The organism is Bradyrhizobium sp. cf659, assembly GCF_900113725.1.
In the GTDB taxonomy this organism is placed as follows: domain Bacteria; phylum Pseudomonadota; class Alphaproteobacteria; order Rhizobiales; family Xanthobacteraceae; genus Bradyrhizobium.
In genome coordinates this window covers 843,896-862,835 of record NZ_FOQJ01000001.1, presented here as the reverse complement: position 1 = coordinate 862,835, position 18,940 = coordinate 843,896, and the positions used below count along the sequence as shown (strand labels likewise).

The window sequence follows — 18,940 nt, the reverse complement described above, 5'->3', positions numbered from 1 at the left end:
CACCAATAATCGTCAAACCGGGGCATTTCATGCACAAATGCTGGTTCTTTTGCCCAGCCGGCCGCCAAATGGGTTTCCCAAGGTGCGTCTTGGCCGAAAAGATTAGACGGATGGGCCAACAATTTTTTCATCGCCGTGATAGGGTTGCTGCATGAGCGAGATAACGATGCCCGAAGGTGCCAATTCCCAGCTCGGCCAATGCCTCAAGGCGGCCCGCCAGGCCCGCGGCCTGACGCTCAAGCAGGTGGCGGAGCGGACCGGCATGGCGCTCTCGACCCTGTCGAAGGTCGAGAACGGCCTGATGTCGCTGACCTACGACAAGCTGCTCCAGCTCACTTCGGGCCTGAAAATGGAGATCGCCGAGCTGTTCCATCCGGCGGTCGCGGCGCCTGTGCAGGGCCGGCCGGTCACCGCGCGACGGAGCATCAGCCGGGCCGGGCAGGGTCAGGTGATCACCACCAAGTTCTACACCTACACCTATCAGTGCACCGATCTGATCGGCAAACGCATGGTGCCGATCGTGGCCGAGGTTCGTGCGCGCTCGCTGGAGGAGTTCGGCCCGCTGCTGCGCCATGGCGGCGAGGAATATTTTCTGGTGACGAGCGGACGCGTCGCCGTCCACACCGAGTTCTACGCGCCTGAAATCCTCGGTGAGGGCGACGGCATCTATCTCGACAGCACCATGGGCCACGCCTACCTCAACGCCGGCGAGGCAGCTTCCGCAAAAGGGGTCTGCCTGTGCACCAGCGAGGCGCCCGATCTCTACGACCAGCTCCGCCAGATCGCCTCGCGCGATGTGGCGCCGCTCGGTGATGACGATCTGCTGCCGTAGCGGTTCGGCGAGCGGTGAAACGAAAAACGCCCGGCTTGGCCGGGCGTTTTCTATTCCGTGTCCGACTTTACTCGCCGCCGCCGAAACGGCGGGACCACCAGCCGGCGCGGCGCGGGGCGGCCGGCGTCTCGCTTGCCGGTTCCGGTGCGGGCGCAGGTGCCGGCGCGGGCGGCGCGACCGGTTCGGTTGCCTGCGCAACCGGTGCTGCGGGCTCGCTCGGGCTGCTCGACAGGAAGCTCACCTTTTCCCGGACCGTGGAGCGACGCCGCGCGGCCTTGTCGTCAGCGGGCTCTTCTTCTGCCGTTACGACGGCAGGAGCTGGCTCAGGCTGGGCTGGCGCCTCAGCCTGCACGTCGGTACGCGGCTCAGGCTGGGTGACTTGCGGCTCGGCGGTGTGCTCGGCCTGCGCGATCGAGGGCGCAGCCTCGCCGCCAAAGCCGTCGAAATCGGCTACCGCTTCGACGGCTTCCGATGGTGACTGGGTGCCGAGTTCGTCGCCGATGGAGCCGGCAAGACCTTCCTCGCCACCGCCACGCCGACGGCGTCCGCCGCGGCGACCACGCCGGCGCCGGCGCTCACCGCCGCCCTGCTGCTCGCCACGGGCTGCCTGTTCCTCGCCTTCCTCGCCGTCCTGCTCGGACTCGGCGTCCTCATCGCCTTCGCCGGCAGCCACGGCCGCGTCGGGAAGAGTGGGGGCGCTATCCTCGCGGAGCTCGCCGTCGCGCTGGCCACCGCGGCCGCGCCGGCGACGGCGGCGCTTGCGGCGCTGACCGTCCTGCTCGGGGGCCGCCTCGCCGGCAGCCTGCTCTTCAGTGAGACCTTCGGTCTCCTCGGACTCGATCTCGGATTCCAGCTCCGGATCGAACTCCTCGTCGTCATAGGCCTCTTCAACCGCCGGGGGCGGGCTTGCCGCGGCTTGCGCCGCGAGCAGTGCCTTGGCGGCTTCGAGCGTATGCACCTGCTCGCCGCGATCGATGAGGTAGGCCTGCGGTCCGCTGACGCTCGGGTCGGCGATGACCGCCAGGGTGACCTTGAAGCCGTTTTCGAGGTCGCGCAGATGGCCGCGCTTGTGGTTCAGCACGTAGAGCGCGACGTCGGTGCGGGTGCGGACCACGAGATTGTGGGTCGCGCCCTTCATCAGGATCTCTTCGAGGCCGCGCAGAAGCTGGAGCGCAACCGAGGACACCGAGCGGACATGGCCGGTGCCGCCGCAATGCGGGCAGGGATCGGTCGAGGATTCCAGCACGCTGGCACGGATGCGCTGGCGCGACATCTCGAGCAGGCCGAAATGCGAGATGCGTCCGACCTGGATGCGCGCGCGGTCCTGCCTCAGGCAGTCGGACAGCTTGCGCTCGACCGCACGGTTGTTGCGCTTCTCGTCCATGTCGATGAAGTCGATGACGATCAGGCCGGCGAGGTCGCGCAGGCGGAGCTGGCGGGCGACCTCTTCGGCCGCTTCCAGATTGGTCTTGAGCGCGGTGTCCTCGATATGGTGCTCGCGCGTCGAGCGGCCGGAGTTGACGTCGATCGAGACCAGCGCCTCGGTCTGGTTGATCACGATGTAGCCGCCGGAGCGCAGCTGCACGGTCGGCGAGAACATCGCATCCAGCTGGCTTTCGACGCCCATCCGCGAGAACAGCGGCTGGCCGTCGCGATACTGCTTCACCGCACTGACATTGGCGGGCATCAGCATCTTCATGAAGTCGCGTGCTTCGCGGTAGCCGGATTCGCCGGCAACCGAGATCTCGTCGATCTCCTTGTTGTAGAGGTCGCGCAGCGAGCGCTTGATCAGCGAGCCTTCCTCATAGACGAGGGTCGGGGCCTGCGACTTCAGCGTCAGGTCGCGCACCGTCTCCCACATCCGGATCAAATATTCGAAGTCGCGCTTGATCTCGGGCTTGGTGCGGGCGGCGCCGGCGGTGCGCAGGATGATGCCCATGCCCTCGGGCACGTCGAGATCCTGCACCACTTCCTTCAGACGCGAGCGGTCCTGGGCGCTGGTGATCTTGCGGCTGATGCCGCCGCCGCGCGCGGTGTTCGGCATCAAGACGGCGTAGCGGCCGGCGAGCGAGAGATAGGTCGTCAGCGCTGCGCCCTTGTTGCCGCGCTCTTCCTTGACGACCTGCACCAGCATGACCTGGCGGCGCTTGATGACTTCCTGGATCTTGTACTGGCGGCGCGGACGGAAGGTGCGCTCCGGCACTTCCTCCATCACGTCGTCGCCGCCAACGGATTCGACGACTTCCTCTTCGGCTTCCTCGCCGTCGTCATCCTCCTCGTCGTCGTCCTCGCCCGTCGCGTCGCCTTCGTGATGCTGAGCTTCCGTGCTCTCGCCGGCAGCGTACACGGCATCAGCCGGTTCGGCGGCGGCGGTGACGGCTTCGGCCAGAGCTTCTGCGTGCGCTTCGGAGGTCGCTTCCTGCGGTTCGGCAGCGGCCTCGGCCGCGACCACCGGTTCGGCGCCAACGGCCGCGACAGGCGCGGGCGTCTCGTCGCCATGATCATGGTCGTGATGATCGTGCCCGCCGTCATGACCATGGTCGTCATGATCGTGAGCGTGATCGTGATGATGGTCGTCGTGCCCGTGTTCATGGTGATCATGATCGTGGTGATCATGTTCGTTGTGATCATGGGCATCGTGCTCGCCGTGATGCTCCGCGTCGGCGTGCAGATGCTCGCCCTCATGCGGAGCGCCTTCGGCGTTGGCGGCGCTCGGCTCGCCATCGACCGGCTGGGCCGCGGGGTCGGCGCCGGCGTCGAGACCTTCGACGATGTCGCTGCGGACGCGTTCGCCATGACCGCGGCGGCGGGCATTGCGGTGACGCGAGCGACGGCGGCCGTGCGAGCGGTTCTCGCTCTCTTCCTCGGCCTCGCGATGGGCCTGTTCCTCGGCCTCGATCAGCGCCTGCCGGTCGGCAACCGGGATCTGGTAGTAGTCGGGATGGATTTCGCTGAAGGCGAGGAAGCCGTGGCGATTGCCGCCATATTCGACGAAGGCGGCCTGGAGCGAGGGTTCGACCCTTGTGACCTTGGCGAGGTAGATATTCCCGCGCAGTTGCTTGCGTTGCGCAGTCTCGAAATCAAACTCTTCGACGCGATTGCCGCGGACCACGACAACCCGGGTCTCCTCCGGGTGGGTGGCATCGATCAACATCTTGTTGGGCATGTCTTAACTCTTGGCGGCGGCGGGCGCGATACACCGTGGGCGCGTATCGCGCCGCCGGGTGACGCGACGGTCCACCTGATTCGGGGGTGAGGGGAAGGCCGAAACGCCGTCTCTCGCGCCTTGCCGGACCGGAAGCTTCAGGACCACGGCGGCGCGCGGGATTATCACTCCGCAGCGTCGCGAATGATCCTTCAGAATTCGTCGGCACAGTCTGGCGCATCAAGCGTCGGCCCGTATGAAACATTGGGCGGCGGGGCCGCCCCTCAATCAGTTGCTGCTGGCCAGGCATGGCGCGAGCGCGCTCGCCTTGGGGATCACGAACCGCTCCCTTGGGATCAAGGGACCGGGTAATGGGTTATGTCGCTGTCCGAACCGTCCCGGAAACGTGGTACCCGGGAACCGTCCGCCGCCGGGGCTTGGCCCGCCCAACCTCGCTGCCGCGCACCGCGCTGGTCTTAGAGGAGAACGGAAAACGCTGGAATTCCCAAACCTTGAGAGTTCCGGCGCTGCACCGGGAGGCTGAATGCGACACAACCGGAAATATCGGCCGTCAGCATTCCGTACATACGAGGAATGGGACATCCGTGCAAGGGAGCGTCGCACGGCGGTCACAGTCAGCGAGTTTCGCGTGCCTGTCATTAAGGATCGATTAACCCTGTGGTTCTATTGCGTTAAAAAGCTGCTCGGAGGCACGGAATCGGTGGCGAGCCGCGCAAATCAAAGGGTCTTGCTGGGATGCGTGCTCCTGTGCGCCGCAGCATTGCCATGTGCTGATTCCTCGCGCCTGAGCGCTGCGGAAAGCCAGCCGCAACCCACTGTTGCGGCAGCGAATTATCCAATCGCCTCGGCCGCCCGGCTGGCTGGCGATGGCAAGCAGACCCGCTTCATCCTCGACATCGACCAGACCGTCAGCTTCCGCGCCGTCACGCTCGCCGACCCGTACCGGGTGGTGGTCGACGTGCCCCAAGTCAATTTTCAGCTGCCTGCGGGGACCGGGTCCGGGGGGCGGGGGCTGGTCAAGGCCTTCCGCTATGGGCTCGTCATGCCCGGCGGCTCGCGAATCGTGTTCGACCTGACGGGGCCGGCCAAGATCGCCAATTCCTACGTGCTGGAGGCAGCCAACGGCCAGCCGGCCAGGCTCGTGCTCGAGCTGGAGGAGGTCGACCGCGCCGCCTTCGTGCAATCGCTCGCCCCTGAGAACCGCCCCGAGCTGCGGCCCGCGATCGCCGATGCGCCGCCCGCCACGGTGCCCGCGACGGCGGCCCCGGAAACGGCGCAGCAGAAGGCCGATGGCCGGCCGGTCATCGTGATCGACCCCGGCCATGGCGGCATCGACAACGGCACGCAGTCGAGCGGCGAGAGCGAGAAGAACCTGGTGCTGGCCTTCGGTCTGGCGCTGCGCGACCGGCTGGAAAAGGCCGGCAAATACCGTGTTGTGATGACGCGGAACGACGACACGTTCATCCCGCTCAACGACCGGGTCAAAGTCGCCCGCAACCTCAAGGCCGCGCTGTTCGTCTCGATTCATGCCGACGCGCTGCCGCGCGCCGAGGGGGATGCCCAGGGCGCCACCATCTATACGCTGTCCGACAAGGCCTCGGACGCCGAGGCCCAACGTCTGGCTGATGCGGAAAACCGCGCGGACGCGATCGCCGGCTTCAACCTCGCGGAGGAGCCGACCGATGTCGCCGACATCCTGATCGATTTGACGCAGCGGGAAACCCGCACATTTTCAAACCGTTTTGCGCATGTGCTGATGGGCGAAATGAAGTCGACCGTGCGGATGCACAAGCATCCGCTGAAATCGGCCGGCTTCCGGGTGCTGAAGGCGCCGGACGTGCCGTCGGTGCTGGTCGAGATCGGTTATGTCTCAAATAAGGGCGATCTCGGGCATCTTGTCTCCGAGGGCTGGCGGTCCCGCGCCGTGGGCTCGATGGCGCAAGCCATCGACGGGTTCCTGGCCAAACGGCTGGCGACCGCCGGATCGTCGAATTGACGACCGGGGGATCGTCGAATTGAGAAAGGGTTTTTCCGTCCCGCCGCAAAAGCCCTAGTTTGGCCACAGCGGGCGATTTATAAAAACGCCGCAGGGGGTTCCGGAATCGGCGAGAATCCCGTTCGGCGAGCGTCTTAGGTCCGGCACTGACGTAATTGAGTAGGCCGGTGAATTCGCGACGTGAGTTTGGCGCCTGTTTTGGTGGGCGCCTTGGGCTGATCTTCGGGCTGATCCAGAGTTTGAACGGATAAACAGATAATGCGCTTGCTGGTGCGGTTCATGGGCTTCCTGTTCGCCGCGGGAACGGTGGTGTTCCTTGTCGGTGTCGGGGCCGTGGCGGGCCTGATCTGGCATTTCTCCAAGGACTTGCCGGACTACTCTCAGCTTCAGGATTACGAGCCGCCGGTGATGACGCGTGTGCACGCGGTCGACGGTTCGCTGCTCGGCGAATACGCCAAGGAGCGGCGGCTGTATCTGCCGATCCAGGCGGTGCCGAAGCTCGTGATCAACGCCTTCCTCGCGGCCGAGGACAAGAATTTCTACGAGCATGGCGGCATCGACTACACCGGCATGGCGCGCGCAGGTCTGGTCTACATCCAGAACTACGGCTCCAACCGGCGTCCGCAGGGCGCCTCCACCATCACCCAGCAGGTCGCCAAGAACTTCCTTCTGACCAACGAGGTCTCCTTCGCGCGCAAGATCAAGGAAGCCTTGCTGGCGATGCGGATCGAGAAGACCTATTCGAAGGACAAGATCCTCGAGCTGTATCTGAACGAAATCTATCTGGGCCTGGGTGCCTACGGCATCGCGGCCGCCTCGCTGGTCTATTTCGACAAGTCGGTGAACGAGCTGACGGTGGCGGAAGCCGCCTATCTCGCGGCGTTGCCGAAGATGCCGGCGACGCTGCATCCGGTGCGTAACCGCGACCGCGCCATCGAGCGCCGCAACTACGTGGTCGACCGTCTCCAGGAGAACGGCTGGATCAAGCAGGCCGACGCCGAGAAGGCGCGCAAGGAGCCGCTGGCCGTCACCAACAGGTCCAACGGCGCCCACACCTTCGCCGGCGAATATTTCGCCGAGGAGGTCCGCCGCGACATCTTCGAGCGCTACGGCGAGAAGAAGCTTTACGAGGGCGGTCTGTCTGTCCGCACCACGCTCGATCCGAAGATCCAGGTCATGGCGCGCAAGACCATGGTCGCGGGCCTCGTGAACTATGACGAGCAGCAGGGCTATCGCGGCGCCATGAGCAAGCTCGATACGTCGGGCGATTGGGGCGTCAAGCTCGCCGAGATCAAGTCGCTCTCCGACATCTCGCCGTGGCGCATGGCGGTGGTGCTGGAGACCAGCGACCAGTCGGCGCGCATCGGCTTCCAGCCGAGCCGCGAGCTCGGCGGCGCCATCAGCAAGCAGCGTGAGACCGGCCTGATCACGCTCGACGGCATCAAATGGGCAAGGGCGGCCACCGGCCCTGCGAAGGGCAGGGCGGCAACGGCGGTGTCGCAGGTGCTCCAGCCCGGCGACGTGATCTATGCCGATCCGCTCTACAAGGACGGCAACCCGGTCGAGGGACAGTACCGGCTGCGCCAGATCCCCGAAGTGTCGGGCGCGATGGTGGTGATGGACCCCTGGACCGGCCGCGTGCTCGCGATGGTCGGCGGCTTCTCGTTCGACCAGAGCCAGTTCAACCGCGCCACCCAGGCCTACCGGCAGCCCGGTTCGTCGTTCAAGCCGATCGTCTATTCGGCCGCGCTCGACAACGGCTATACGCCCTCGACCGTGGTGCTCGACGCGCCGATCGAAATCGACCAGGGCCAGGGCGCCGGCGTGTGGCGGCCGGAAAACTTCTCCTCGGGCAAGTTCCAGGGGCCGGTGACGCTGCGCAACGCGCTGCGGCAGTCGCTCAACACCGTGACGGTGCGCCTCGCGCAGGACATCGGCATGCCCCTGATCGGCGAATATGCCCGCCGCTTCGGCGTCTATGACGAGCTGCCGAACTATCTCTCCTACGCGCTCGGCGCCGGCGAGACCACGGCGATGCGCATGGTCACGGCCTATTCGATGCTGGCCAATGGCGGTCGCCGGGTGAAGCCGACCCTGATCGACCGTATCCAGGATCGCTACGGCCGCACCATCTTCAAGCACGACCAGCGCGAATGCCGCGGCTGCGACGCGCCGGGCGGCTGGAAGAACCAGGCCGAGCCGCAGCTGATCGACCGCCGCGAGCAGGTGCTCGACTCCATGACCGCCTATCAGATCACCGAGCTGATGGAAGGCGTGGTCCAGGCCGGTACCGCGACCGTGGTCAAGGAGGTCGGCAAGCCGATCGCCGGCAAGACCGGTACGACCAACGAGGCCAAGGATGCCTGGTTCGTCGGCTTCTCGCCCGACGTCGCCGTCGCCATCTATATGGGTTACGACAAGCCGCGTGCGCTCGGCAAAGGCAACGCTGCGACCGGCGGCCATCTGGCTGCTCCCATCGCGCGCGATTTCCTCAAGCTCGCACTCGCCGACAAGCCGGCGGTCCCGTTCAAGGTGCCGGCCGGCATCAAGCTCGTGCGCGTCGTCGCCAAGAGCGGCATGCGCGCCGGTCCGGGCGAGACCGGCGGAACCATCCTCGAAGCCTTCAAGCCGGGCACCGCGCCGCCGGACAATTATTCGGTCATCGGCGTTGCCGACGCCGACGGGCGCATGCCGGCGTCGCAGCAGCAGCAGCCGGATTCCGGCTTCTTCATGCGGCCCGGCACCGGCGGGCTCTACTAGGGCTTAGGACAAGACAGACGTTCTTTGCGGCGGCGGTTGCGCTTTGCAGCCGCCGCCGCTACATCCCGATCTTAAATTGCACGCGGAACCAATTCCGCGAGACCAGAGAACAACATGCGCGCCGAAATCGAACGGTTGGTAGAAGAGATCAAGCAGTCAGTCGGGCTGCTGAGGAGGCATCTTTGACGTCGAGAAATCGACGGCGCGCCTCGCTGAGCTGAACAAGCTCGCAGAAGATCCCAACCTCTGGAACGATCCCCAGAAGGCCCAGAAGCTGATGCAGGAGCGGACCTCGCTGGAGGATTCGCTCTCGGGCATCGGCAAGGTCGAGCAGGAGCTCGAAGACGACATCGGCATGATCGAGCTCGGCGAGGCAGAGGGCGATGACGGCGTCGTCGCCGAAGCCGAAGCTGCGCTGAAGGCCCTGAAGAAGGAAGTCGCGCGGCGCGAACTCGAGGCGCTACTGTCGGGCGAAGCCGACCGCTTCGATTCCTATCTCGAGGTCCATGCCGGTGCCGGCGGCACCGAGAGCCAGGACTGGGCGCAGATGCTGCTGCGCATGTACACGCGCTGGGCGGAGACGCACGGCTTCAAGGTCGAGTACCTCGAAGAATCCGAGGGCGAAGAAGCCGGCATCAAGTCCGCGACCATCCAGGTCTCCGGCCACAACGCCTATGGCTGGCTCAAGACCGAAGCCGGCGTGCACCGGCTGGTGCGCATCTCGCCGTTCGATTCCAACGCGCGGCGGCACACCTCGTTTTCGAGCGTGCAGGTGTTCCCGGTCATCGACGACAGCATCAAGATCGACATCAAGGAATCCGACGTCCGCACCGACACCATGCGCTCGGGCGGTGCCGGCGGCCAGCACGTCAACAAGACCGAATCCGCGGTGCGGCTGACGCATATCCCGACCGGTGTCGCGGTGGTCTGCCAGGCCGGCCGCTCCCAGCACAAGAACCGGGCTCAGGCCTGGGACATGCTGCGGGCCCGTCTCTATGAAATCGAGCTGAAGAAGCGTGAGGAGAAGGCCGCCGCCGACCAGGCCGCCAAGACCGATATCGGCTGGGGCCATCAGATCCGCTCCTACGTGCTGCAGCCCTATCAGATGGTGAAGGATCTGCGCACGGGCGTGCAGACCTCCGACACCTCGGGCGTGCTCAACGGCGAACTCGACGAGTTCATGGCCGCGACGCTGGCGCAGCGCGCCTTCGGCACCCCTGGCGCCGACATCGAGGACGTTGATTAGCCATGCCCCGCGTCGCCTTCATCGGGCTTGGACGGATGGGCCATGGCATGGCCGGCCGTTATCTCGATGCCGGCTTCACGGTGACGCTGTGGAATCGCAGCAAGTCCAAGGCTGAGGATCTGATCGCGCGCGGCGCGCAATGGGCGACCTCGCCCGAGGATGCCGCGATCGATGCCGATGCGGTCGTGACCATGGTCGCCGACGACGAGGCCTCGCGCGCGGTCTGGCTGGGGCCGAAGGGCGCGGCCAAGACGGCCAAGGCCGGCACCATCGCGATCGAATGCTCCACCGTCTCCTATGACCACGCGCGCGAGATGGGTCGCGAGCTCAACACGCGCGGGCTGATCTACATCGACTGCCCGGTGACGGGATTGCCGGACGCCGCGGCCGCCGGAAAGCTGACCTTGCTGGTCGGCGCAGATGCAGCCGACCTCGATCGCGTGCGGCCCTATCTCGAACCGATCGGCTCGACCATCCGCCATTTCGGCGCGGTCGGCGCCGGCACGGTCTACAAGCTCATCAACAATTTGATGGGCGCGATCCAGATTGCCGGCCTTGCCGAAGGGCTCGCGATCGCCGAGCAGGCCGGGCTCGACATGAACCTGGTGCTGGAGTCGATCCAGGCCGGCGTTGCCGCAAGCCCGCAGGTGCAGCGTCATTCCAAGCGCATGGTTGCCCGCGACTTCGGCGGCGCGACGTTCACGGCGGCGCTACGGCACAAGGATGCCGCCTACGCCGTGAAGCTCGCCGAGACACTGCTCGCCGACAAGCCGCTGGTGGCACGCGCCGCGGTCGAATCCTACGCGCGGGCGAAGGCTGCGATGCCTGATGACGACGAAGGCAAGATGATCGAGCTGGTGTCGCGGCCGAAGAAGCCGTCCTAGCCGGTCGCATCAACATGGGGCAGCCTCGGTCGCCCTATCGCTTCTGAACACGGGAATTCCAAACCTCATCGGAAATCGGGTGGCAAAGCGCGTCGCGCCGTACTAGGCGGAGGTCAACTGCCGATGTGAGACGCCATGCCCCCGAACGACAACCGGATCGACGCGCGAGACTGGTCGCTGCTCGCCGTGCTCTCGGTCCTCTGGGGCGGCTCGTTCTTCTTCAACGGCGCGGCACTGCGGGAAATGCCGCCGCTGACGCTGGTGTTGCTGCGCGTTGCGCTGGGTGCGGCCATTCTGCTACCGCTCCTGCGCGCGCAAGGGATCAGCTTGCCGACGGGTGTCACAGGCTGGAAACCGTTCTTCGTGATCGGGCTGCTCAACAACGTCATCCCGTTCTCGCTGATCGTGATCGGCCAGACCTTCATTCCAAGCGGGCTGGCCTCGATCCTGAATGCCACCACACCGCTGTTCACGGTGATCGTCATGGCGATGGCGGGCGAGGAAGCCTTGCAGATGCGGCGGGTTGCCGGTGTGGCTCTGGGCGTCGTCGGCGTGGTCATCCTGCGCGGATGGGGCATCGAGACGAGGCCGGAGCAGGGGTTCGGCATTCTGCTCTGCCTGGGCGGTGCGTTCAGCTATGGCTTCGCGGCGCTGGCGGCGCGGCGGTTGTTGAAGGACTCGGCTCCGCTTGGAACGGCGACTTTTCAACTGATGGCCTCAACGGTGATGATGGCGGTTGTCGCTGGCGTGATGGAGCAGCCATGGCATCTGCCGATGCCGGGCCTCACAACCTGGCTCGCGGTGCTTGGCCTTGCCGGCCTGTCGACGGCGCTCGCCTACATCGTCTTCTTTCAGATCCTGCGGCGTTCGGGCGCGACCAATGTCATGCTGGTGACGCTGCTCATTCCCACTACCGCCATTCTGCTGGGATGGCTGGTGCTGGGCGAGCCGATCTCCATGCGCGAGATCGCGGGCGCCATCGTCATCGGCAGTGCGTTGCTCGTGATCGACGGGCGCGCTCTCAGGATGTTGCAGCGCGACGCGTAAGTTCCCCGCGTTTCATCTTACGGAAAATCGTATTGCTTGCCAGCGGCAAGCCACCTTGCGACACTCTCCGCAAAACAAGACTACAAAACATAGGGGAGAGAACGATGCCGGGTCGTCGCGAAAGCCTTGCTGCCCTCGCCATGCTTGTTGCCGGAGTGCTGGTCACAGCACCGGCCTCGGCGCAGAAGAAATACGACCCCGGCGCCACCGACACCGACATCAAGATCGGCAACATCATGCCCTATAGCGGGCCGGCGTCCTCCTATGGCGTGATCGGCAAGACCGAAGCCGCGTTCTTCAGGATGATCAACGACCAGGGCGGCATCAACGGCCGCAAGATCAACTTCATCAGCTATGACGATGCCTATTCGCCGCCGAAGGCGATCGAGCAGGCGCGCAAGCTGGTCGAGAGCGACGAGGTCTTGCTGATCTTCCAGCCGCTCGGCACGCCCTCGAACTCCGCGATCATGAAATACATGAACGCCAAGAAAGTGCCGCAGCTCTTCGTCGCCTCCGGCGGCACCAAGTTCGGTGACCCCAGGAACTTTCCCTGGACCATGGGCTTCCAGCCCAACTACCAGAGTGAGGGGCGGATCTACGCAAAGTACATCCGCGATCATTTCCCCGACAGCAAGATCGCGGTGTTCTGGCAGAACGACGACGCCGGCAAGGACCAGTTCAAAGGTCTGAAGGACGGGCTCGGCGACAAGGCCGGCATGATCATCGCCGACAAGTCCTACGAGGTCAGCGATCCCTCGATCGACTCGCAGATCGTCGCACTGCATGACTCCGGCGCGGATATTTTCTTCTCGTGGGCCGCGCCGAAAGGTTCGGCGCAGGCGATCCGCAAAGTCGGCGAGCTCGGCTGGAAGCCAAAGTTCTTCCTGGCCAACACGGCCACGTCGATCGCTTCGGTGCTGAAGCCCGCCGGGCTCGACTATTCCAGGGACATCATCTCGACCGCGTATCTGAAGGACCCGACCGATCCGACCTGGGACAAGGACCCGGCAGTGCTGGCATGGCGCGCATTCATGGACAAATATTACCCCGAAGGCGACAAGGCGAATGCCAACAACCTGTACGGCTACGTGCAGGCCGAGGCGATGGCGCAGGTCCTGAAACAGTGCGGCGACAATCTCACCCGCGAGAACGTCATGAAGCAGGCCGCGACCCTGAAGGATTTCCACACCGATTTGATGCTGCCAGGCATCATGGTCAACACCTCACCCGATGATTACTTCCCGATCGAGCAGATGCAGTTGATGCGCTTCAACGGGCAGGCCTGGGAGCTGTTCGGCGACGTCATCACCGGTGAAGTCGGCCACGAACGCAGCCAGTAGTCACCGCCGGCTGCTCGAGCGTTTTCAAGCGAAGTGGACACCGGTTCGCGTAAAGAAAACGCGTTAAAGCGAGAATCTAGAGCTTGCGTTCCGATGCCATCGGAACGGAAGCTCCAGCTTTGGCTTTCAGGGTCATGCCGCCGGCGACGCCGACGCCGAGCACATACATCCAGCCCTCGTGGAAATCGAACAGATGCGAGTTCAGCAGCGAGCTCGCGATGTTCTGCCCGACGACCACCAGGCCGATCCAGGCGGCAAGGCCTTCGCCCAGGAACAGGCGAAGCTGCGCGATCCACATCGCGTAAAGCAGGATGACGCCCAGGAGGCCCCATTGCACGGCGACATTGAGGGTCTGGTTGTGCGGATTGCTGACGATCTCCGCATCGAGGCTGCTCTCGTCCGTGGCGGCGCGTTCGAACTGGCGCTTGATCGAGCCGGTGCCATGGCCGATCAGAGGGGCCTCGGCAAAGGCATGCAGTGACTTGCGCCAATAGGTCAGCCGCTGCGCGGTCGAGGCGCGGCTGATGTCTTCATGGCCATGGCTGTATTCGACGGCGATGTCCGTGATGCGCTGGCGCAGATAGGACGATGTCGTCCAGGCGAGCGCGCTCGCGGCGACCGTGCCCGCGAGCAGGACCAGCGCTGCCCGCCGGCTCAGATGCTTCCAGGCGAACAGGGCCAGCAGCACCGCGATGCAGAGCAGGGCCGTGCGCGCCGAGGCCACGAACACCATGTTGGCGGCGAACAGCAGGATCAATGCCAGGCAGGCGGTCGCCGTGATCGCGCGTCCGCCGCGCCAGAAGGTGAGCGCCGGCAGCGCCAGCGCAAAGGCGCAGAGCGTGAACTCCTGGCTCTGGTCGATGTAGTTCTTGACGGGAACGCCTGCTGACGCCGTCGCGGCGATCTTCCAGGCGGGATTGAGCAGCACGATCCAGGAGAACACCGCAAGCAGCGCGCTGGAGGCGAGAAAAGCAAGGCAAACCCAAGAACCGCGTTCCGACCGGCTGAAATGGTAGAGCAGCGGCGGAATCAGCACGAGCTTTGCGACCGGCTTGATCGCATGCAGCCGGTCGGGCCAGGCGCCGTCCGACCACAGCACACCGAGGAGTGCGAGCAGCAGCAGTGCGAACGGCAGGCCAAACGCCGGCCGCGTCAGCGCGCGCGCATAGTCGCGCCAGTCGATGGTCGGCGTGACCGCCAGCAGCCAGAGTCCGACGAAGATCGAAGGTGCCGTGGTCGACCATGGCAGCGACGCCGCGATCAGGATGGCGAACACATCTGCCGCCCGGGCCAGTGCGGCCGAGTGACCCAGGGTCTGCCATCGGCCGCGCCCGCCTTGCGGATCGGCGGGACCGGACCATGTCGCGGATTCCGCGGTCACGATGCGAGTTGTGCGGCGACGAGGCTTTCCGTGGGCATCTCGTGCCCGAGGAAATCGCGGGCCTGGGTCTCGTAACCGAAGCGTTCGGCAAGCTCGTGGCGCCTCGCGCGGATCTTGCCGCGCCACTCCTCCTGCCGCGTCAGCGCGCGGGTGACGGAGGCGGCGATCGAGTCGGTCGAGAACGGGTCGAAATAATCGGCGAGATCGCCCGCGACCTCGTGGAACACCACGATATCCGAGCACAGCACCGGCGTGGTCGCGGCCAGCGCCTCGATGATCGGCACGCCAAAGCCTTCGGCAAAGCTCGGCATGATCAGGCCATGCGCCTCCGCGATCAGGGCGGCCTTCTCGTGCTCGTCGACATAGCCGGCGAAGCGGACGTTCGGCGGGAGATTGCGCATCCGGCCGGTCTCGCCGGCATAGCCGATCACGACGAGGTCGGCCTGGGGCACGCCACGGAAGGCACGGATGACAGTGGCGACATTCTTGCGCGGTTCGTTCGAGACGATGACGACAAAGCTCGGCCGCCCCGGACGCCCCGACGGGGCTGGGAGGTGCAGGACATCCGGGGCGTCGAACCGGGTGCGGGGATACACGACCCGCGCCGGTAGGTGCGCAAATTGCGGCAACAGTTCCCTGAACCGCATCATGCTGTAGTTTGAAACGAAGGCGAGCTCGTCGGCCTGGCGCAGGCTGGTGAGGAGCCGCGACAGGAACAGCCGCGTGGCGACGTCGCTGAGCTTGAGGTCGGTGAGCGGCAAGAGGTCGTGGACGACGCAGATCACCTTGGCGTCCGGCCTGCGCCGGATCGCGACCCGCGTCGGGGTGTCCACGACGATGACGTCGTAGTCGCGCGCATCGACCCGCGGCGGCGGCAGCAGGAAGAAGGCCGAGGAGTCCTGATAGCTGTAGAAGCCGGGCTCGAGCTGGAAGTCGCGGAACAGCTCGAGATGGCGCAGGTCCGGCGGGACGTATTCGAGCGCGGCCGTCCGGTTCTCGATCAGCCGGGCGTTGAGGCCACGCAGCCCGACGGCGCGCAGCAGGCAGACGATGTAGTCCCACGACACCGACATGGTGGCCTTGTGGCGGATCCAGTCGAGCGTGCGGCGCAGGCCGCCACGCACGACCGGCTCGCCCATATTGACCTCGTCGAGGAAACGGTACAGCGCGAGCAGCTCGATGTTGCGCGATTGCGCCGGGAACAGCCTGGTGCGCCGCTCGCGCCGCCGCAGCTTGCGATAGCGCCGCGTGGTCTCCACCAGCAGCGTCAGCTCGTGACCCTCGGCCGCGAGCGAGCGCATCAATTCGCGCGTGAAGTGGAAGATGCCGCGCTTGTGGTTGGGCTCGCCCAGCGCTTCGGAGACGACAAGGATGTTCTGTTTCATGCGCGTTTCTCGCGGAGCTCAAGGGCGTGTCTGGCCGGCGGCTCGACCGTGACGGTCGAGGCGATGCGGCCGTGATCGAGATTGATGATGCTGGTGCAGGTGCGGCGCAGCAGCGGCTGGTCGTGCGAGGCGATGATCACGATCGCCGCCTGCGACACGAGGTTCAACAGCCGTTCCTGTGCCTTCTCCGCAAAGTGCTCGTCGACAACGCTGAGCCATTCGTCGAGCAGGAGGATGTCGGCCGGGAAGGCGGTGGCGGTCGCAAACAGCACCCGCATCAGCATTCCCGAGGAGAACATCCGCAGCGGCAGCCGCTGCATGCGGGCCTCGAGCTCGGTGAAGGCCCAGATCTCGTCGATCACCTCGCGGGTCGGCTTGCGGCCGCTGATCCGCAGCAGCAGCGCGATGTTGTCCTCGGCCACGAAATCCAGGTTGACGCCGGCGTTCAGGCCGAGCAGGGGCACGATGTTGCCCTGGACCGCGATGCTGCCGCTGCTCGGCGGATAGACGCCGGCGATCAGCCGCAGCAGCGTCGACTTGCCGGAGCCGTTGGGACCGGCAAGCCCGATGCGGGCGCCGGCTTCGGCCTCGATCGTGACGTTGTCGACGGCGCGGATGATCCGCATCTCGCCCGGCTCGCGGATGATGTGCCCGAGCAGCCGCCGTTTCAGCGAGAAGTCGTAGGCGCCGTAGAGCGGATAGTCGAGACAGATGTTGCGAAGGCTGATCGAGACCATGCGTCAGATCCAGAATGCCGCTTTGCGCAGGTGGACCAGCGTCAGGCCGCTCGCGACGATCAGCAGCGCCAGCGCGACGAGGACGTAGACGATGCTGACGGGATCGACATGGCCGCCCACCAGCGGCTCGCGCCACACCGCGAACAGATGCGTCAGCGGATTGAGCCGCATCACCGTCGAGCGGTGGTTGATCATGTCCGACGACCAGATCACGGGCGAGGCGAGAAAGGCGAGCATCAGGGTGGATTCGATGATCGGCTTGAGGTCGCGATAGCGCGTTGCCAAGGCGCCGAGGACGAGGCTGAGGGCGAAGGTGCAGGCCACGAAGAGGAGGAGGCCGGGCAGCGCCGCCAGCGCGTGAGAAAGGTCATGTGGCGAGAGGAGAAGCCACAGCACCAGCGGCACGCAGGCGTTATGGAGCGCGAACAGCGCCTGGCGGAACGTGCATTGCAGCAGGAAGATGACGGGCGGCAGCGCCCGGTCGCGGATCAGGCTCGCGGAGTTCTGGAGCGCCGTGGTCGCATCGAGCACCACGCTGTTGAGGAAGGTCCAGGCCGTCATCGACAGCGCCAGCATCGGCAGGCGCGCCAGCATGTTGGCGTTCGACATCTGCCCGATCACCGAGCCGAGCACCGCGACCACGATCGCCATCTGGAGTGACATCCAGAACGGGCCGAGCAGCGAGCGGACATAGCGGTGCCGCATGTCGGACCAGGCCAGCGCCGCCGCGATCCGGACGCTGTCGAGCCGGCCGGTCGCCTGCGGCGGCTCGGAGGTTGCCGATCGCTCCTCGCTCGGAGCGGCGACAGCGTCGCGGTAGACGGTCTCCATGCCCTGCTTGAAGGCGGCGGCCGAATAGCGGGTGAGGGCGCGCGTGCGCGCCGCAAGTCCCATGCGGCGGCGGCGCTCGGGATCGCGGATCAGGGTGTCGATGGCCTCACCCAGCTTCTCGGCATCGCCGGGCGGTACGGTGATCGCCTCCATGCCGTGGCGAGCGACGCGCGGCACCGCGGTGTCGAGCGCCGTGTTCACGACCGGGCGGCCGGCGGCCATGGCCTCGAGCTGGACGAGGCCGAAGGTCTCGGCATTGGTCACCGACGGCATCACGAAGACGTCGGCGAGGCACATCAGCTTGATGCGTTCGCAATCGTTCACCGAGCCGATCAGGCGGACGCGGTCAGCGAGGCCGAGCTCCTGGATCAGTTGCTCGAGCCGCGGCCGCTCGGCGCCCTCGCCGATGATCCAGGTCTCGAAATTGTGCGCAGCCGCCGCGCGGATCAGCACGTCGAAGCCCTTGTAGGGCACCAGCCGGCCGCAGGCGAGCACCAGCCTGCCGCGATCATTGACATGGTGCGGCTCGATCTTCGGCCAGTCGTAACCCGTGGTGTCGATGCCGAACGGCACGACGTGGCATTTGTCCTCGAATTCGCGCAGCAACGGCGTGTTGTCGACCAGCACGTGGTCCGAGACGATGATCGCCTTGGCGCGACGCAGCGTTCGCCGCATCAGGGGTTCGATGAACCAGCGCAGGCCGGCATGGGTGACGATGTCGGCGTGCCAATGCACCACCAGCGGCCGCTTGGCGCCGAAGCCGAAGGCGAAGACGAGGTCGGCGAGCGGGAAGGGGGCGTGAAGCGCGAGCAGGTCGTGCTCGGCGATCTTGCGCCACAGCCGCCAGGGATAGGCGGGAGCGGCGGGGAGCGACAGCACGTTGCCGAACGAGCGCACGCGCTCGACCGGCACGTCGTTGACGACGATCTCGCGCCGCTCCGCCGATTGCGAGCACACCAGCACGGCGGAGGCGAAAGCGTCCTTCAGGCTCGCGCAGATGTCGCGGATCACCGTGAGCGTGCCGCCGAACAGGTCGGGATAGTAGATCTTGAAGATGTGCAGCACCGACGGACGGCGCGGGGACTCGCTGATGTGATGCATGGCGGCGGTCAGCCTGCGAGCAGCGCTGCAACGAACGGTGCGGCCAGCACCGAGATGAAGACGACGCCGCGCAGAAGCGCCGGCAGCATCGGTTCGATCGCGCCGCGCCCCCAATCGGGGGCCGGCATAGCACGCAGCGAAATGGAATTGCGGACCAAGCGGTCGGCCATGGGTGTGAGTCCCTCTACGTCGCGCCCTCAGTGGCGTCTCGTATATGTGGGAAAATTTACCACG

The 18,940-nt window shown here is 65.7% G+C and carries 14 protein-coding genes; 8 read left to right on the top strand and 6 right to left on the bottom strand.

What is annotated here, in order from left to right; genetic code table 11:
* Positions 1 to 151: 151 nt before the first annotated feature.
* A complete protein-coding gene (locus tag BM118_RS04240) occupies positions 152 to 832 on the top strand; it encodes a helix-turn-helix domain-containing protein (RefSeq protein ID WP_092182510.1) in 681 nt (226 codons plus the stop codon).
* Between the two features lie 67 nt (positions 833 to 899).
* On the opposite strand, the gene BM118_RS04235 is transcribed toward BM118_RS04240, so the two are convergent.
* Entirely contained in the window at positions 900 to 3,179 is a 2,280-nt protein-coding gene (locus BM118_RS04235; RefSeq protein ID WP_283806353.1) for an Rne/Rng family ribonuclease, read from the bottom strand.
* On the opposite strand from BM118_RS04235, the gene BM118_RS42535 reads away from it, so the two are divergent.
* The 7 genes from BM118_RS42535 to BM118_RS04205 all read left to right on the top strand — a co-directional run bounded on the left by BM118_RS42535 (position 3,141) and on the right by BM118_RS04205 (position 13,271).
* Complete coding sequence (locus BM118_RS42535) at positions 3,141 to 4,088, top strand: hypothetical protein (RefSeq protein WP_283806352.1); 948 nt, start codon at positions 3,141 to 3,143, stop codon at positions 4,086 to 4,088. The two genes, BM118_RS04235 and BM118_RS42535, sit on opposite strands and share 39 nt — an antisense overlap.
* Positions 4,089 to 4,698: 610 nt before the next feature.
* On the top strand, positions 4,699 to 5,994 hold the full coding sequence (locus BM118_RS04230) for an N-acetylmuramoyl-L-alanine amidase (protein WP_092182505.1): 1,296 nt from the start codon (positions 4,699 to 4,701) through the stop codon (positions 5,992 to 5,994).
* Between the two features lie 258 nt (positions 5,995 to 6,252).
* Positions 6,253 to 8,754: a penicillin-binding protein 1A gene (locus BM118_RS04225; protein WP_092182503.1), complete on the top strand. Its 2,502-nt coding sequence runs from the start codon at positions 6,253 to 6,255 to the stop codon at positions 8,752 to 8,754.
* Between the two features lie 114 nt (positions 8,755 to 8,868).
* A protein-coding gene (prfB, locus tag BM118_RS04220; RefSeq protein WP_143099419.1) for a peptide chain release factor 2 occupies positions 8,869 to 10,000 on the top strand; the annotation gives its coding sequence in 2 pieces (ribosomal slippage) (positions 8,869 to 8,937 and positions 8,939 to 10,000; 1,131 coding nt in all).
* 2 nt (positions 10,001 to 10,002) lie between these two features.
* On the top strand, positions 10,003 to 10,884 hold the full coding sequence (locus tag BM118_RS04215; protein ID WP_092182499.1) for an NAD(P)-dependent oxidoreductase: 882 nt from the start codon (positions 10,003 to 10,005) through the stop codon (positions 10,882 to 10,884).
* 135 nt (positions 10,885 to 11,019) lie between these two features.
* Entirely contained in the window at positions 11,020 to 11,931 is a 912-nt protein-coding gene (locus BM118_RS04210; protein ID WP_092182497.1) for a DMT family transporter, read from the top strand.
* Positions 11,932 to 12,035: 104 nt separating this feature from the next.
* Positions 12,036 to 13,271, top strand: a complete 1,236-nt coding sequence (locus BM118_RS04205) for an ABC transporter substrate-binding protein (RefSeq protein ID WP_092182494.1) — start codon at positions 12,036 to 12,038, stop codon at positions 13,269 to 13,271.
* A gap of 76 nt (positions 13,272 to 13,347) precedes the next feature.
* On the opposite strand, the gene BM118_RS04200 is transcribed toward BM118_RS04205, so the two are convergent.
* The 5 genes from BM118_RS04200 to BM118_RS41175 are packed head-to-tail and all read right to left on the bottom strand — an operon-like array spanning position 13,348 to position 18,876.
* A complete protein-coding gene (locus BM118_RS04200; RefSeq protein WP_092182492.1) occupies positions 13,348 to 14,652 on the bottom strand; it encodes an O-antigen ligase family protein in 1,305 nt (434 codons plus the stop codon).
* Positions 14,649 to 16,037, bottom strand: a complete 1,389-nt coding sequence (locus tag BM118_RS04195) for a glycosyltransferase family 4 protein (RefSeq protein ID WP_177234003.1) — start codon at positions 16,035 to 16,037, stop codon at positions 14,649 to 14,651. The genes BM118_RS04200 and BM118_RS04195 overlap by 4 nt, the downstream gene beginning before the upstream one ends.
* Entirely contained in the window at positions 16,034 to 16,774 is a 741-nt protein-coding gene (locus BM118_RS04190; protein WP_092182490.1) for an ABC transporter ATP-binding protein, read from the bottom strand. Before BM118_RS04190 ends, BM118_RS04195 begins: the two co-directional genes overlap by 4 nt.
* Positions 16,775 to 16,777: 3 nt before the next feature.
* A complete protein-coding gene (locus tag BM118_RS04185) occupies positions 16,778 to 18,706 on the bottom strand; it encodes a glycosyltransferase (RefSeq protein WP_092182488.1) in 1,929 nt (642 codons plus the stop codon).
* A gap of 8 nt (positions 18,707 to 18,714) precedes the next feature.
* Positions 18,715 to 18,876, bottom strand: coding sequence for a hypothetical protein (locus BM118_RS41175; protein WP_177234002.1), 162 nt, complete (start codon positions 18,874 to 18,876; stop codon positions 18,715 to 18,717).
* Positions 18,877 to 18,940: the final 64 nt, after the last annotated feature.